This is a genomic window from Lysinibacillus sp. BSL11 (assembly GCF_052928325.1).
Genome location: NZ_JAVGCX010000003.1, coordinates 227,798 through 243,075 on the forward strand (window position 1 = coordinate 227,798; position 15,278 = coordinate 243,075).

General features: G+C 35.6%; 22 protein-coding genes and 1 pseudogene. 14 read left to right on the forward strand and 9 right to left on the reverse strand.

All coding sequences use genetic code 11. The features are described from left to right. The first annotated feature begins 1 nt into the window (after position 1). The 5 genes from yunB (at position 2) to RCJ95_RS05380 (ending at position 3,093) form a co-directional block, all read left to right on the forward strand. Positions 2-799, forward strand: coding sequence for a sporulation protein YunB (gene yunB, locus RCJ95_RS05360; RefSeq protein ID WP_048394406.1), 798 nt, complete (start codon positions 2-4; stop codon positions 797-799). A gap of 107 nt (positions 800-906) precedes the next feature. Beyond that, complete coding sequence (lipA, locus tag RCJ95_RS05365) at positions 907-1,824, forward strand: lipoyl synthase (protein WP_004228269.1); 918 nt, start codon at positions 907-909, stop codon at positions 1,822-1,824. Between the two features lie 33 nt (positions 1,825-1,857). Continuing rightward, positions 1,858-2,205 (forward strand): YutD family protein, encoded by a 348-nt coding sequence (locus RCJ95_RS05370; RefSeq protein WP_446721999.1) that lies wholly within the window; start codon positions 1,858-1,860, stop codon positions 2,203-2,205. Positions 2,206-2,319: 114 nt separating this feature from the next. After that, the gene (locus RCJ95_RS05375) at positions 2,320-2,847 is read left to right on the forward strand and encodes a D-glycero-alpha-D-manno-heptose-1,7-bisphosphate 7-phosphatase (protein ID WP_446722000.1); all 528 of its coding nucleotides are present in this window, start codon (positions 2,320-2,322) and stop codon (positions 2,845-2,847) included. Positions 2,848-2,898: 51 nt separating this feature from the next. Next, positions 2,899-3,093: a hypothetical protein gene (locus tag RCJ95_RS05380; RefSeq protein WP_175400780.1), complete on the forward strand. Its 195-nt coding sequence runs from the start codon at positions 2,899-2,901 to the stop codon at positions 3,091-3,093. 83 nt (positions 3,094-3,176) lie between these two features. Here the strand turns inward: RCJ95_RS05380 and RCJ95_RS05385 are convergent, their stop codons facing one another. Continuing rightward, positions 3,177-3,443 (reverse strand): DUF3055 domain-containing protein, encoded by a 267-nt coding sequence (locus RCJ95_RS05385; RefSeq protein WP_009371988.1) that lies wholly within the window; start codon positions 3,441-3,443, stop codon positions 3,177-3,179. An 88-nt stretch (positions 3,444-3,531) separates the two neighbouring features. Here RCJ95_RS05385 and RCJ95_RS05390 point away from each other — a divergent pair, with 88 nt between their 5' ends. Next, entirely contained in the window at positions 3,532-3,984 is a 453-nt protein-coding gene (locus RCJ95_RS05390; protein ID WP_009371987.1) for a DUF86 domain-containing protein, read from the forward strand. Continuing rightward, the gene (locus tag RCJ95_RS05395) at positions 3,981-4,733 is read left to right on the forward strand and encodes a TIGR01457 family HAD-type hydrolase (protein WP_048394415.1); all 753 of its coding nucleotides are present in this window, start codon (positions 3,981-3,983) and stop codon (positions 4,731-4,733) included. The genes RCJ95_RS05390 and RCJ95_RS05395 overlap by 4 nt, the downstream gene beginning before the upstream one ends. A gap of 79 nt (positions 4,734-4,812) precedes the next feature. Here the strand turns inward: RCJ95_RS05395 and RCJ95_RS05400 are convergent, their stop codons facing one another. Then, positions 4,813-5,049, reverse strand: a complete 237-nt coding sequence (locus RCJ95_RS05400; protein WP_004228286.1) for a YuzB family protein — start codon at positions 5,047-5,049, stop codon at positions 4,813-4,815. A gap of 269 nt (positions 5,050-5,318) precedes the next feature. On the opposite strand from RCJ95_RS05400, the gene RCJ95_RS05405 reads away from it, so the two are divergent. Then, positions 5,319-6,383 (forward strand): NAD(P)/FAD-dependent oxidoreductase, encoded by a 1,065-nt coding sequence (locus tag RCJ95_RS05405; protein WP_004228288.1) that lies wholly within the window; start codon positions 5,319-5,321, stop codon positions 6,381-6,383. 54 nt (positions 6,384-6,437) lie between these two features. Here the strand turns inward: RCJ95_RS05405 and RCJ95_RS05410 are convergent, their stop codons facing one another. Further along, the gene (locus tag RCJ95_RS05410; RefSeq protein ID WP_004228290.1) at positions 6,438-6,773 is read right to left on the reverse strand and encodes a YuzD family protein; all 336 of its coding nucleotides are present in this window, start codon (positions 6,771-6,773) and stop codon (positions 6,438-6,440) included. Between the two features lie 83 nt (positions 6,774-6,856). On the opposite strand from RCJ95_RS05410, the gene RCJ95_RS05415 reads away from it, so the two are divergent. Continuing rightward, a complete protein-coding gene (locus RCJ95_RS05415; RefSeq protein ID WP_004228295.1) occupies positions 6,857-7,093 on the forward strand; it encodes a NifU family protein in 237 nt (78 codons plus the stop codon). A 47-nt stretch (positions 7,094-7,140) separates the two neighbouring features. Here the strand turns inward: RCJ95_RS05415 and RCJ95_RS05420 are convergent, their stop codons facing one another. Further along, on the reverse strand, positions 7,141-7,833 hold the full coding sequence (locus RCJ95_RS05420; protein WP_004228303.1) for a DUF2225 domain-containing protein: 693 nt from the start codon (positions 7,831-7,833) through the stop codon (positions 7,141-7,143). Between the two features lie 186 nt (positions 7,834-8,019). Between RCJ95_RS05420 and RCJ95_RS05425 the strand changes: the two genes are divergently transcribed. After that, positions 8,020-8,394 carry a HesB/IscA family protein gene (locus tag RCJ95_RS05425; RefSeq protein WP_009371985.1) on the forward strand — a complete coding sequence of 125 codons (375 nt, stop codon included), beginning with the start codon at positions 8,020-8,022 and terminating at the stop codon, positions 8,392-8,394. 186 nt (positions 8,395-8,580) lie between these two features. On the opposite strand, the gene RCJ95_RS05430 is transcribed toward RCJ95_RS05425, so the two are convergent. The 4 genes and pseudogenes from RCJ95_RS05430 to RCJ95_RS05445 all read right to left on the reverse strand — a co-directional run bounded on the left by RCJ95_RS05430 (position 8,581) and on the right by RCJ95_RS05445 (position 11,169). Continuing rightward, positions 8,581-9,000: a DUF3139 domain-containing protein gene (locus RCJ95_RS05430; RefSeq protein WP_221681275.1), complete on the reverse strand. Its 420-nt coding sequence runs from the start codon at positions 8,998-9,000 to the stop codon at positions 8,581-8,583. 439 nt (positions 9,001-9,439) lie between these two features. Beyond that, entirely contained in the window at positions 9,440-9,844 is a 405-nt protein-coding gene (locus RCJ95_RS05435; RefSeq protein ID WP_221681276.1) for an NUDIX hydrolase, read from the reverse strand. Positions 9,845-10,063: 219 nt separating this feature from the next. Continuing rightward, positions 10,064-10,450 carry a hypothetical protein gene (locus tag RCJ95_RS05440; protein WP_221681277.1) on the reverse strand — a complete coding sequence of 129 codons (387 nt, stop codon included), beginning with the start codon at positions 10,448-10,450 and terminating at the stop codon, positions 10,064-10,066. Positions 10,451-10,682: 232 nt separating this feature from the next. Then, positions 10,683-11,169: pseudogene (locus RCJ95_RS05445) on the reverse strand (GNAT family N-acetyltransferase). Positions 11,170-11,347: 178 nt separating this feature from the next. Between RCJ95_RS05445 and RCJ95_RS05450 the strand changes: the two are divergent. Continuing rightward, positions 11,348-11,566 (forward strand): NUDIX hydrolase, encoded by a 219-nt coding sequence (locus tag RCJ95_RS05450; protein WP_082431457.1) that lies wholly within the window; start codon positions 11,348-11,350, stop codon positions 11,564-11,566. Here the strand turns inward: RCJ95_RS05450 and RCJ95_RS05455 are convergent. Next, complete coding sequence (locus RCJ95_RS05455) at positions 11,525-12,076, reverse strand: hypothetical protein (protein WP_221681278.1); 552 nt, start codon at positions 12,074-12,076, stop codon at positions 11,525-11,527. The two genes, RCJ95_RS05450 and RCJ95_RS05455, sit on opposite strands and share 42 nt — an antisense overlap. A 160-nt stretch (positions 12,077-12,236) precedes the next feature. Between RCJ95_RS05455 and RCJ95_RS05460 the strand changes: the two genes are divergently transcribed. Genes RCJ95_RS05460 through RCJ95_RS05470 form a run of 3 tightly spaced genes read left to right on the forward strand, consistent with a single transcriptional unit; the run spans position 12,237 to position 15,261 of the window. Further along, positions 12,237-12,734 carry an NUDIX hydrolase gene (locus RCJ95_RS05460; RefSeq protein ID WP_446722001.1) on the forward strand — a complete coding sequence of 166 codons (498 nt, stop codon included), beginning with the start codon at positions 12,237-12,239 and terminating at the stop codon, positions 12,732-12,734. Positions 12,735-12,759: 25 nt separating this feature from the next. Next, positions 12,760-14,511 (forward strand): LytS/YhcK type 5TM receptor domain-containing protein, encoded by a 1,752-nt coding sequence (locus tag RCJ95_RS05465; protein WP_369578200.1) that lies wholly within the window; start codon positions 12,760-12,762, stop codon positions 14,509-14,511. Positions 14,512-14,517: 6 nt separating this feature from the next. Next, positions 14,518-15,261 (forward strand): LytR/AlgR family response regulator transcription factor, encoded by a 744-nt coding sequence (locus tag RCJ95_RS05470; RefSeq protein WP_446722002.1) that lies wholly within the window; start codon positions 14,518-14,520, stop codon positions 15,259-15,261. Positions 15,262-15,278 lie beyond the last annotated feature (17 nt).

Below are 15,278 nucleotides of genomic sequence, written 5' to 3' on the forward strand. Positions count from 1 at the left end.
TATGGAACAGGAGGAGATTTTTTTGTTTTTCCCTCGAAAAAGAATGAAATTACGCTCATATGGTAGAAGGGGAATGCGTCTTAATAAATTAACGATTTTAATTGTTAGTATGGTTGTTTGCCTTATATTATTTATTTATTATTTAAATGAACGGCTCATGCCAACCTATTTGCAATATGCAGAAGTACAAACTACGAAGATTGCCTCATATGTTGTGAGTAAAGCCATTAATTCACGTACCTCTAATGTATTAGATGTAAATGATATCATTGAAGATATTCCTCCAGGTACGTCTGAAATGATGACCACTAAGTTTAATACAGAAATCATTAATCGTGTTCGAGCAGAGACATTAGAGCTTGTTAAAATGTATTTGGAGCAAGCTGAACAAGGAGAGCTATCCCATTTACCTGAATTAGATAATGTTGAATATGATATTAACAGGATCCAAGATGGTGATGGCATTGTCTTTTTTGTACCGCTTGGTCAAGCAGCCAATATTCCTTTGCTTGGAAATTTGGGGCCCAAGATCCCGATCCGCTTCCATGTGATTGGGAATGTTCATAGTAATGTGACATCCTCTATTCAAGAATTTGGAATCAATAGTGCTTATGTGGAGGTAGGTATTCATTTAGAGGTAAATGTTCAGATTATTGTTCCATTCGCTAGTAAGTCTTCTACCGTTGCGCAAGATATACCTGTAGCGATGGGTCTAACAAGGGGACCAGTTCCAAACATTTATACCAATAGTAGTGACGCGCCCCAACCGTCCATAGAAATACCTGTCCCTTATAAATAGAAATGTTTGTTGTGATAGTTGTTGGAGTGCCTTTAATATGTTACATTGACAACAGTGAAGATAGTTAATATTAAAAAATGTATATTTTTGATAGGGGCGATATTCGTATGACATCTTGTAAACCTACAAGTAAAGAAGAACATGTAAGAAAACCAGACTGGCTAAAAATAAAACTAAACACGAATGATGAATATAAAGGGCTTAAAAAGCTGATGCGTGAGAAAAATCTGCATACAGTATGTGAAGAAGCTCGTTGTCCAAACATCCATGAATGCTGGGGAGAGAGACGTACTGCTACCATGATGATTCTTGGTTCCGTTTGTACACGTGCTTGTCGTTTCTGTGCAGTGAAAACAGGTTTACCAAATGAACTAGATTTGGCAGAACCAGAGCGCGTTGCAGATTCAGTAGCCATTATGAATTTAAAGCACGTTGTTATTACAATGGTAGCACGTGACGATTTAAAGGATGGTGGAGCGCAAGTTTTAGCAGAAACAGTACGTGCAATTCGTCGTAAAAGTCCTTTTACATCTGTAGAGGTATTGCCATCAGATTTAGGTGGGATGAAGGAGAACCTTCAAATGTTAATGGATGCAAAACCAGACATTTTAAATCATAATATTGAAACAGTACGCCGTTTAACACCTAGAGTGCGCGCTCGTGCAAAATACGAACGCTCTTTAGAGTTCCTGCGTTTAGCTAAAGAGATGCAGCCTGAAATACCAACGAAATCATCACTAATGATTGGATTAGGCGAGACACATGAAGAAATTTTAGAAGTCATGGACGATTTACGTGCAAATAATGTTGATATTATGACGATCGGTCAATATTTACAGCCAACGAAAAAGCATTTACCAGTTAAAAAATACTATTCACCAATAGAATTTGGTAAACTGCGTAAGATTGCCATGGAGAAAGGCTTTAAGCATTGTGAGGCTGGCCCACTTGTACGTAGTAGTTATCATGCAGACGAACAAGTAAATGCTGCAACGAAAGAACGTCAATTACAAGCGGAAGTGTAAACGTCAAGGCTGAACGAAAAGGGTGGTGTCACTTTGATCATAGTTGAAGGATTAGAATATGAACTAATAGAGGATTATCGCGAGGCCTTTCAGGAGGAAGTTTTTCATGAAAGATACTCAGATATCTTAGCCAGATACGATTATATTGTAGGTGATTGGGGCTATAACCAGTTACGTTTAAAGGGCTTTTTTGATGACAAAAATCAAAAATCCACTTTTGATACAAAAATAAGTACGCTTCAAGATTATCTATACGAATACTGTAATTTTGGTTGTGCTTATTTCGTATTACGTAAACTGGGGAAAGTTATGAAACAGCCAGAAGTAGTGGATATAAGTGAAGTAACAAAGCCAACAGACCATGAACCTTTAGCAGAATAAATTCTTATACAAAAACCTGATGTGATAGGCATCAGGTTTTTTTTCATCATTGTTAGCTTTTGTGTAATTAGGGAAAACTAAAGCACAAAACAGCTTATCGAAGGTGTGTTGTAAATGAAAAGAGCCGTATTTTTAGATCGTGATGGTGTTATCAATGAAGTACTAACAAAACGTGTGAAGTTTGTGAATAAGCCTAAGGATTTATACTTTTTACCGCAAGTGCCTGAGGCAATCAGAAAGCTAAATAAGCATTTTGATTATGTGTTTGTCGTGACAAATCAAGGTGGGGTTGGATTAGGCTTCATGAAGGAAAGTGGCTTACAGAAAATACATGAACATATGGTGAAGGAGCTAAAGAAAAAAGGGGCAACGATCCATGAAGTCGTTTATTGTCCGCACAAACCTAAGTCAGGTTGTGCCTGCCGAAAGCCCAATAGCAAATTAATTGTGGATTTAGGAAAGAAATATAACATTGATTTATCAAAATCCTATATGGTAGGCGATACAGATACGGATATTATTGCAGGAAAACGGGCAGGAACAAAGGGTGTTTTCTTAGGAGAACAAGATTCATTAGCAGATGCTGTCTTTCCAGATTTAATAAGCGCTGCCCAGTGGATTATTAAAGATGCAACAGCTTAAACGTATTGAGAAAAAGGAAGTATAAATCATTAAAAAAGGGATAATTTATGAATGGAGGTGATGATGTTGGCAAAAGAAAAACGCAATAAAAAGCCATTAGATCGAGAGGAATATGGGTATGGTTTTGATATTAGTGTAGACGATTTAGCTGTGATTGGTCAAAATCAGCAAGCGAAAAAACAAAATGATAATGAAAATAAAGACAAGCCCCATAATAAAGATAATCCATCCACTTTAAATAAATAACAATACGTAAAAAGATTTCGCAATCGCCCATGGCTAGCGAAATTTTTTTATATAATATAAAAAAACACCCAATAAATTGGGTGTTAGTTCAATAATTCACGCAAGTATTCCCGTAATTCGATTGTTTCTTCCTCTGTGCGATTGTACACATGTTCTAAGTAACCAGGCTCTTCTACATCATCAGGACCAATAATAGCAAAGCGACCGAACTGGATATCCATGACAAGCACTTTTCCAAAGAAGCGGCCAGATTGTAATATAGCTAAATCATAACGTAGCTTTTGTCCAGCAAAACTAACAAATCTTGTTTTCGTATCTTCTACATCATCATATAAAAAAAAACGTTCCATCTTTTAATCTCCTTCCAATCCTATAGTTATGGTACTATAGAAGAGAAAAGACTATCAACTTTTAAAGATTTGAATGGAGGCTTTCCTTGTGTATTTTGTAGATCGTAATAAAATCACAAAAAATTTACAGTACTTAGATGGGCTATTAACTATTTTGGAAACAGAGGATAACTGGCTTCAGAATGATATAAAGAAATTAGCTATCGAGCGAATTGGACACAACATTATGGAGTCAATGATGGATGTAGGAAATTTAATGATTGACGGTTTCATTATGCGCGATCCAGGAAGCTACGAGGATATTATTGATATTTTAGTCGATGAAAAAGTTGTAGCTGCTGATTTGGAAGCACCATACAAAGCAGTTGTTGGCTTACGTAAAATGCTTGTGCGTGAGTTTATAGAGGTAGATATCCAAGAGGTTATCCATGTACTAACAGCTAATCTAACAGCTTTAAAGCAGTTCTCGCCAGCAGTTCATAATTATTTAACAAATGAATTAGGACCTGTTTCAGCATTTTTGCCAGAGGATCATCAATGAAACAATATAAGGCCTATTGCTTTGATTTAGATGGAACTGTCTACCGTGGGAAGGAAGGTATTCCTTCTGCGGTAGCTTTTATTCATCGTTTACAGCAAGCAGGAATTGAGCCATTCTATGTAACGAATAATTCTTCGAAGACGCGAGAACAACTGCAAGAAGCTTTACTGTCTATTGGTGTGAACGCGCCATTAGAGCATATTTATTCAAGTGCATTGGTCACAGCAAAGTATGTGGCCTTACATTTTCCAAGCAAGAAAGTAGCCATGATGGGTACAGATGGTATTCGTCAGGCACTACTCAATGAAAATATTGTGCCTGTTGAGGATGAGCCCGATGTATTTGTTATGGGGATTGATCGTACGCTTGATTATATGGCACTAGCTAGGGCAACGGTTTTTGTTCAGCAAGGAGCAACCTTTATTGCCACGAATCAGGATATTAAATTCCCAACAGAATATGGGTTCTTACCAGGCAATGGTTCTTTTGCACGCTTGGTAGGAGAAGTTGCAGATGTTGAACCAATCTATATTGGTAAGCCATCGCCAGCCATGCTGGAAGTAATTGCTACCGAGCATGGGATTGCGAAAGAAGACATGGTAATGATCGGTGATAATTATGATACGGACATTATGTGTGGTATTCGTTTTGGCTGTGACACCATTCATGTGAATACTGGGGTGACGCCTACAAAGACTGTCCTCGAAAAAGAATGCCAACCTACATATGTAGTGGACGTACTAAAGTAATAAAAGGATGTTTATGCTAATTTTCAGCATAACATCCTTTTTATTTGTTCAAATTTATTCATATAGGCATTTTAGAAAACTACCATAAAGGATTTTCTTCGATAAATTGATAAATGGCTTTCGTTAATTCATCAGGAGAATCAGCTTCTACTAATTCACCGTTTACAATTGCATAAAAGGATTCTGAGCACTTTGTACAATAACTGAGGCAGCCATATTCCAAAACGTCGATGTTTGGATCGCGTTCGAGTACTTCATAAGTTGCTTGAGAGCCATTTGCTAAATTACTTATACAAAATTCAACCATTGGATTCATCCATGTCACCTCACCAAAGTAATGCTACTCGGTTTTACGATTTTCGTCAATTATTTATGTTTAAGAGAAAAGAAACGTTTTTTAATAAAAGATAAAGGGAATTTGTTATTAATGGCTTAAAAATCAATAGAAATGAACAGGTTTGCGTTTATTTTGTGAAATCTTTCACAAAATTTCATTCTGATATTGTGAAACTTCTCACAATCGGTTATACTCGTTTGTGGATACTTTGTGAACAATTATTAAAAGAGATATAAAAGGAGACTATTATGGGAAAATTAGTACTTTTAGGTGGCGGCTACGGCAATATGCGTGTCATGCTTCGTCTATTAAACAGCCTACCATTAGACAGAGAGGTAGTTATAGTAGATAGAGCCCCTTTCCATAGTTTAAAAACAGAGTTTTATGCATTGGCGGCAGGGACAGCAACAGATAAAGAAATTCGTGTAAGCTTCCCAGAGCATGAACGTTTAACTGCCGTATATGGAGAAGTCGTTGAAATTAATCGTGCGGAAAAAGTAGTCATTCTTGAAGACGGACAACGTATAGAATATGATGATTTAGTCATCGGGCTTGGCTGTGAAGATAAATATCATGGTGTACCAGGTGCGGAAGAGTATACGTACAGCATTCAAACAATGGGCAAATCACGTGCAACATTCCAAGCACTTTGTGGGTTACCAGCTGGATCTACAGTTGGAATTATAGGGGCTGGCTTAAGTGGAATCGAGCTTGCAAGTGAGCTACGTGAAAGTCGCTCAGATTTAAAAATCAAGCTATTTGACCGTGGTCAACGTATATTGAAAGATTTTCCAGAAAAACTAAGTAAGTATGTAAAGGATTGGTTTGTTAAGCATAATGTTGATGTTGTTGCCAATTCAAATATTACAAGAGTAGAGCCAGGTAAAATTTTTAACCATGATGATGAAATTTTACTCGATGCAGTGGTTTGGACTGCTGGTGTTCAGCCAGTCAAAATTGTTCGTGATATGGATGTTGAAAAAGATAAACATGACCGTCCACTTGTCACACAGTATTTTAATTTACTGGATGATGAACATGTCTATGTTGTAGGAGATTGTGCTTCATCAGATTTAGCCCCAACAGCACAATTAGCAGAGGAACAAGCGGAGCAAATTGTGAAAGTACTTCGTATGCGTTGGAAAGGTGAACATTTACCAGAGAAGATGCCAGATATTAAATTAAAAGGCTTCATGGGGGCTCTTGGTAAAAAACAAGGCTTTGTATACTTAGCTGATACAACAGTAACGGGGCGTATCGCTCGCTTAATGAAATCAGGATTATTATGGTATTACAAACGTCAAAATGATTAATTAGCTAAAAGGGATTGTTTCAAAAATTATTTTGATACAATCCCTTTATTTTTGTTAAACCGTTTCGTCTGGAACAAACCCTAAATTTTCAAGCGCTGTAAATACAGGCTTTAATTGGACATAGCCCTCTCCAACTACCTCATTGTTAATAAGGACAAGGGGATAGAAAAATTCATCATCTTGAATACGTGATGCATACTCTTGATCGCGTTCATTCTCAATTGGCCCTTCAATATCGATATAGCGAATATCATATACTTGATCTGGATATTTCCGATTGATGGCCGCTTGTAGCCATTCATATGTATCCTTGGAAGATGGGGCATTGACACAGCTAGCACATATGACAGCTGTTCCATAAATTTCAATCATAGGTTTTGTTGATGGCATAGTATTTTCTCTCCTTGTGATTCAATATTGGATTTTTTCTGTTGCTAACATTATAATCATTATAAGGAAAGGAGTCGAGATAAATGGCAGAAGCAACAATTAACGACCAAGTTCAAGAGGTATTAGATAAATTACGTCCATTCTTACTACGTGACGGTGGAGACTGTGAATTAGTAGATGTTGAGGATGGCGTTGTGAAATTACGTTTATTAGGTGCTTGTGGCAGTTGCCCAAGTTCTACGATTACATTAAAAGCTGGTATTGAACGAGCATTATTAGAAGAAGTACCAGGTATTGTAGAAGTAGAGCAAGTATTCTAAGCCTTTCTAAAAAGTTCTAGCTGTTAAGCTAGAACTTTTTTATCTCCCTATATATGACGCGCATGTTCTTTTTCTTCACGAATAATGGCCCACTGTTCTTTCGCCATATCTATAATTTTTGCCTCACCACCGACACTTTGTTTTTCAATGACTCTAGAAAAGAAGCGTGTCGCATTTTCAATATCTCCAATACGTCTAGATAATTCAGCAATCATATACATAATTCGGACGGCTGACATTTGTGTGGAGCTGTAGTCCTCGGTTGAATAAGATTCCATATAATAATCACGTGCTAATTTCATAAAGCGCTCTTCTTGTCCACTATTGTTTAAGGAACGATAAAGCCATGCAAGACGTAAAGTTAGTCCAGCAATCGCTACATTTTTTTCTTTTTTAATCGTGCCACAAAGAAACGCTAACTTATAGGCTTGAATGGCTTGAAATACAGTACGTTCACCCTTGAAATCATGATGCACCCATTTTTCTGTAATTTGTGTACGTATATGATCTTGGATACCTGGTGCAAAATATTTTGTAAAATCTTCTGTAAAGGAAAAGCCACAATGCTCACATACAAAAACATTGTAATAAAGAGCATTCACTTCATCTGCATAAATAGGTTGAAAATCTGTTTCTGTATGATCTACTTTAATAAATTTTGAACGCACTTTTAATGTGGGAAATTCTTTTTTGCAATTTAAACATTGAATCTTTTTCTCGTAATATGGTGAAATCTCCATATATATTACCCCCTGCCAAGAATTCGTTGTAACTATTATACCAATGATGTTTTTATTAACATGAATAAAAAATACTATTAATGTGAAAAATATGAGAATTATAACTTAAAATCGACATGAAGCTGAATGTTTGTCATACAATGGTCAAAATTGTTATGATAATACGTAAGAAGGAAGGTGATTGGGATGACAAGTACAAAGCAAATTATAGAAGTGACACAGGCTGCTGGCTTTCATATTAATGAAATGATGGAGCATAATGAAGAACAAGGTTCTTTTTTACGTGTAGTGGTGAATGGTGGCGGCTGTAGCGGGCTATCCTATGGCATGCATTTTGATAAAGAGAAAAAAGAGGATGATTTTGAAGATGTACAGCATGGTTTAACAATTCTTGTTTCCCGTGAAGATGCGCCGATTTTGATGGGAACAAAAATTGACTATAAACAATCGCTAATGGGCGGTGGCTTCACAATCGATAATCCAAATGCCATTGCATCATGTGGCTGCGGTACATCTTTCAAAACAGCAAAGCGTGAAGGTACACCTGAGGTTTGTGAGTAATTCAACGTAATATAAATGTAGAACAAGGATTGTAAATTGCAGTGAAAATCTGAGTGTCACAATCCCGATTATATGTAAACACAACTCTAAATTAGCGTATTTAGGGTTGTGAATACCAAGCCTTTTTGATTTGTATGTTGCAAAACATTACGAATTAAGGAGGCTTTTTTAATAGTCCAAAGCAAATTAATCTCTATTATCAAGAGAATTTTTACATTCCTTTTCACTATATTTTGTCTCACCCTCAAATATTTCAGTAACACCATCTAATGAAAGTCTGTCTTTTTCGCAAAATTGCTGAACTTGTTTTCCCTTTTTAGTTATTCCGTAATAATAGGTTGTATTAGGTTCATCTTTAAAAATAACCATATAATGTCCGTGATAAAAATCTTTATTTATTAAGTGCTTGGGTTCAACAAAATGTGATTCTTCAATTTCTTCGTCTATATATCCCTTCTCTTCTAAATATTCTGGAACATACTTATTAGCAATGTATTTTGTATATGGATTACCGTTGTTTAGAACATAAATAAAACCTGTTGGCAGTGCAAAGACAATAACAGCGATTAGGGTACTAGTTATAATTAATATCTTTTTTTTATTCATCTTACATCCCCCTAAAAATTGTTTTTTTCCTTCTCTTTAATAACGGAATAATCATTATTTACGCACAAGTCCTTGATTGATATGTGATAGACTTTGTTTCGCTTATTGAAAAATGAAAATACCCCCTATTATTCCGAGTGAAATTGAAGCTACAAACCATTTGCTCAATTTACCAACTAAAGTATCTCTTTTTGTGTAATTTTACACTATTTCAGTGTTTAGTCAATTGGTAATTATAATTCTATCTACATTTAACAGCCTATAGGGGTTGATAGTAGAGTAGAAGAGTGTTAGTTTATTGGTGCTACAATGCCATTTGTGAAGCATTACAGGAGTAAGCCTAGGGGCATAACAAAAGGACTTGCATATATGTAAATCAATCATAAACACAAGTCCTAATCTTATTGAACTAAAGCCCCTCGTTAGCGTAATAAAAAGTCTATTTAAATGTAATAAAAAATGGATGATTATTTTTATCTAAACATATTAAAAGTTCCTCTTTAAAGTCATCATTTCTTATCAGTTTTAGTGCCTCTTCAATGCTAAAAAAACCAACCTCTAAACTTTCTTTGCTTGTTTTTAAACGTCCATTTATAGGTGTTCCTAACCACCACATATTACATATATTTCTTTCTAACTCTTGTGAGGCTCCACAAAATCCAATAATATCAATGTTTATTCCTGTTTCTTCTTTAACCTCTCTAATCACTGCACTCTTTATATTCTCATTTTCTTCTACAATCCCACCTGGTAACTCCCAACCCCGATTAGGATCCTTTTTTAATAAAATCCTCTTATGTTCATCAAGAACTATCGCACCTGATGTAATAATAAATCGATTCATAGAAACACCACCTACCATATCATTATCTATCTTGAACTAAACTGCCACGTTAGCTCAATAAGAAAAAAAGAGCTGCTTATGCAACTCAACAATCTTTAAGTAAAGCCCCCGTTTGAACAAGAAATGCTCCCAAACCAAAGTTTTGTTATCTAACTTTGGTTTGGGAACGTAATTCAATTGTGGTCGTATAGAAAGTACAAGATACTATTTCTTAAAACATTATTTACTATACCATTTGCTATCAAGTTGAAATATTTCTCCATCTTTTGTTACACGATAAGTCACTCCTATTTTTGGTGTAGACTTATTACTTACATCATAATCACCTAATTGAATGGCATCGTCGTAGTTTCTTGAATAAATAATAAACTCTTCATTTGGATATGTGTTCTGTAAATATTCCTCTAATTCATCATATCGATTTGCATGAAGGTTTGAAAGTATAGTAGGATAGATTGCGACAAAAACAATATAACTACTGACAATTATACTAACGATAGTTCGTGCAATCTTTTTTCTTTTTCGAAAAACTATAAATAATAAAGCGACAGGTATTGAAATAATCACTGCAATCAAAATTAAAAAAAGAGAATCTTGTGGTTTCAAAAAAATCACCTCATTAAATTAAATGACACCAAAATTCTTCACCAATTGTAGGTTTACTCTATGCTTTGGTAGAAAATTCTCTTAAGAAAAATATAAAATTTGTTTAAATTCCAGGGTGGTTAGTTACATTCGAGCTATTTTTTATGGGATAAATAGAAGAAAAAAACGTTTGTATAATACTTGAAAAGAACAACATAACTATCGAGCCTCTTTGTTCATGACGACAGAATATTTAAAATTTATAATACCAAAAAATCGCTATTTCATTAGCTGAAGGGAAGTTTGAATAGAGCATCGTATCAACTGTGCCTATAACAAAATTTTTTTTGCATAAAAATTACAAGCTGATACATTAATATCTTGTGTTTCAAGCATCAGGCCACACATGTTATTCACCTTTGCCCATTCCATCGGTCGATTAATGCTGTTCCAACACCATTTTTCCTATAAGCTGTTCCAACAGCAATGTCTTCAATAAGTCCATATCCATTCCAATTCGAGCGGAGCTTAATTTTTCCAAAACAGTTGTGATCAACGTTATAAAAAATACAGCTTTCCCCTTATCTTCAACATAACTAATGTTATTTCATCATCTTCATATTTTTTTAGTATGGTATAGAAAATATTTCTTCTGTATAGGTCCAAACATTATTTTCATAGGTCGGTATAATTCTTCCAAAGACCTTGAAACCCTCGTTGCATTTATTAAAGTCTTTCATATTTTAATGATCATTTTAGTCTCCTTCCTATAGAAAGTGAGAATAAGATTTTAAGAACAGAATATTAAATCTATTCTGAATTGTAACAGGTTATAATGAATAAGGGGAGCAATATGGTAATTATTTATCAGAGGAAATGACTTTTCTAAACAATTGAGAAGATGAGAATCATACAACTGTGTGCAGTATAATAGATCATCAAAATAAAGTACTTTTAAAGAAAGATTCTACTAGAGGTTGGGAGTTGCCAGGGGGGTGTGTAGAAAAGGAAGAAACGTTTAAAGAAGCGGCTATTCGAGAGATGAAAGAGGATAAATGTGTATTAGGTTCTAAGAAAAGGCGTTTTTCCATTAAGCTAAATAGACTTTTCACGCTCAGTAAATTTTGCCCCATTTAGCATTGCTAGCTGATAAATTGCTCTTTTTTCGTCGAGGCCAAATTGTCCGTTTTCCATGATTACAAATTTTTCATTGTTTGTTGTTTGAAAGTAATATGTTCCCACTGTACCTATTTCATATTCATAGATAACCTCATGTATATCTTGCCATTTGTAAATAGTTTGATGGTGATACTGTTGAAAAACGATTTGATCCTTTTGTATCGCGCTATAGCTTGAAAAAGAATAATAACCTAATACGAAGCTGCTTAAGGTGATTGCAGACGAAATGACGTAAATATATGGATTTCTTTTTAATCCGAGGACAATCAAAGCTAATACTATCAATCCGAAGGCTATTAAAAGCATAATAAAGTTGCTAGGAGGAGTAATCAGTACGACATTATCTTTATTAAAATAAAATGTATGGGATATAGTTAAGGGCATAAAAAAGCCTAGAAAAGGAGTTAATATCGCTAACATAAGTGCTGCTATAAAGTACTTTGCTCGTGGTGAGAATGCATTTAACATAAAATTCACCTCCTAAATAAGAATTTATAGTTATTTTAAGTGTAACATATTTACAAAAAAGGGGTTACATACATATTATAAAATCGGTCGTAAAATTCAGAATAAATGCTTCATTCCATAGAAAGTGAGCAGGTATAATAGGTAGATAGAGGTGAGGGTTATGAGAAAAGATCGAGGGAAAATATGGTTAGGTGTATCAGGTGTTACAGTTAATGAGCTTGGGCAATGGTTGGTTGTAAAGAAGGCTTATAGTGGTTTGAAGGGGCGTTGGTCATTGCCAGCAGGTTTTGTTAATGCAGGAGAAACGGTAGATGAAGCAGTTATTCGTGAAATCAAAGAAGAAACAGGCATCGATTGTAGAGTCTCAGGCTTAATTGGATTTAGAACAGGTGTTATCCGTGATGACATCAGTGATAATATGGCCATTTTTTATTGTCGAATGCTAGATGAGCAGCAGCAGGTATGTATTCAGGAAAATGAAATTTTAGAAGCTAAATGGTTGTACCCTAATGAGCTAGCCCAAGATGAATCAACATCTGTTATGTTAAAGGAAATGACTTCCAATCAATTTGAAAGACATCAACTAGAGGCGATAGAAGGGATTAATCCAGGTGATATTTTTGGTTATACCTCTTATCGTTTATTCTTTAAAAAATAATATGACCTTTAGGAGGTGACCTTTGATGGAGCTGTTTTTATTTATGTTAGAGCGAGTTGGGCTGATCATTGTGTTTGCCTTTTTAATGTCAAGATGGCGACTCTTTCGAGAAAAGCTGTTTCAGGAGCAAGGAACGAAAGAGAAAATATGGCTCATCATTATCTTTAGTAGCCTATGTATTATCAGCAGTTATACAGGGATTAAAATTGAAAGTGGGACAATCCATCCTTTAAATCAGATGATACATAGTATGATCAATGCGGAGGAGGCCATTGCTAATACGAGATTAATTGGTGTCGCCATTGCAGGAATTTTTGGTGGACCACTTGTTGGTGTATGTGTAGGAATTATTGCAGGTATTCACCGAATTACACTTGGTGGTTTTACAGCAATAGCCTGCGGTATTTCAACGATTCTAGCTGGCTTTATTACAGGTGGTTTAAGTAAACGCTTTAAAATACGTCAAACTTTTTCCTATAAGAAAGCAGTCATCATCGGCATCTGTGCGGAAACAATTCAAATGCTGGTGATTTTAGTAGTTGCGAAGCCATTTGAGCAGGCCTTGCAGTTAGTCTCATTAATTGCAATGCCGATGATTTTAATGAATGCCTTTGGGATATTTATATTTTTCATGATTATTAAAACGTTTATTGATGAAGAGGAGCGAACAAAGGCGTTACAAACCCATCAAGCTTTTTCAATTGCCCAACAAACAATTGAGCATTTTCGTAAGGGCTTGAATGAAGAATCATGTCAAACGGTTGCAGAAATTATTAAAAGAGAAATAAAAGTAGATGCGGTCGCTATTACCGATAAAAATGGGGTGCTTGCACATGTTGGCGTTGGTGAGGATCATCATTTAATTCATCGAGAAATTATGACAGCTTTGACAAAACGAGTATTAGAGGAAGGCAAAATTTTAATGGCTACATCTGAAAAAGAAATTCAATGTCCACACGCTAGCTGCCCATTAAGTGCTGCCATTGTCTTGCCCTTGAAGGTACAGCATCGAACAGTTGGAAGCTTAAAGCTTTATTTCACTAAAGCAGATTCTTTGACAGGGGTGAAGAAGGAGCTAGCAGAGGGTTTGAGTAGACTATTTTCCTCACAGCTTGAATATGCTGAAATTGAGCAACAGCGAAAATTATTAAAGGATGCTGAAATCAAGGCATTACAAGCACAAGTTCATCCACATTTCTTCTTTAATAGTCTAAATACTATTTCAAGCTTGATTCGGACAGATGCAGATGAGGCAAGAGCGTTATTAATCAAGCTTAGTACATTTTTTAGAAGCAATTTGCAGGGCGCACGACAAATGCTTATTCCATTAAAAAATGAAATTGATCATGTTGAAGCTTATTTATCTATTGAGCAAACACGGTTTCCAAATCGTTACGAAGTTGAATTTATCATGGATGAAACACTCTTTGATGTGCAAATTCCTCCATTTACCTTACAGCCTCTTGTCGAGAATGCTATTTATCATGCCTTTAAAAATCGTAAAGAAGGCAAAATTTATGTCAAAGTACAACGCGTGAATGATAAGCTACTGCTGTTGACCGAGGATAATGGGTGTGGCATGAGGAAAGAACAGGTGAAACAACTAGGTAAACGTATTATGGAATCGGAACAAGGGACAGGCACGGCTTTATGGAATATTTATCAGCGAATTCATGAAATTTACGGTTCGGAGGCTGATTTTTATATAACAAGTACGTTAGATGTGGGCACAAAAATTATGATTCAACTGCCGTTAAAGGCGACTAGATGGGAGTAGAAGAATTTGAATGTATATATTGTGGATGATGAACCCTTAGCACGTGCGGAACTGCGTTATTTATTAGAGCAAACAGCATTAGTGAATGTTTGTGGTGAATCTGAAAATCTTGAGGAATTGTGCAAAGCGTCACAGCTTGAAGAAGTCGATTGTATATTTTTAGATATTGAATTAGGCATTAACAATGGACTTGACTTAGCTAAACAATTATTACTGAATGCGCAGAGACCTGAAATTATTTTTGCTACAGCTTACGATGACTATGCTTTGCAGGCATTTGAAGTCAATGCATTCGATTATATATTGAAACCCTTTGAGGCACAAAGGGTACAAACGGCCGTGGAAAAACTGTTAGCTAAAAAAAGAGCTGCTCAGGCAAAAACATTGGAGGAGTTAAAGGTGTCGCAGCTGGACAAGCTCGATAAATTAACCGTTTATGCAAACGATCGAATTTTGTTACTGAAAATACAGGATATTTTGTATTGCACCTCTGAGGATAGTAAAACGGTTGTTGTGACAGAGCAGGGGCGCTTTATTGCTTCCGAATCATTGGCTGCGTTAGAAAAAAGACTTACCTTAAAAGGCTTTGTACGTGTCCATCGTGCATATATTGTCAATTTAGAGCATATTGTGGAACTTGAGCCTTGGAGTAGTTCGAAATTTAATTTAATCGTGCACAACAGACATGCCATTCCTGTCAGTAGGCTGTATATGAAGGATGTACGGAAAATTTTTGACCTATCGAGGTAGTTGCATTTCAACGGACA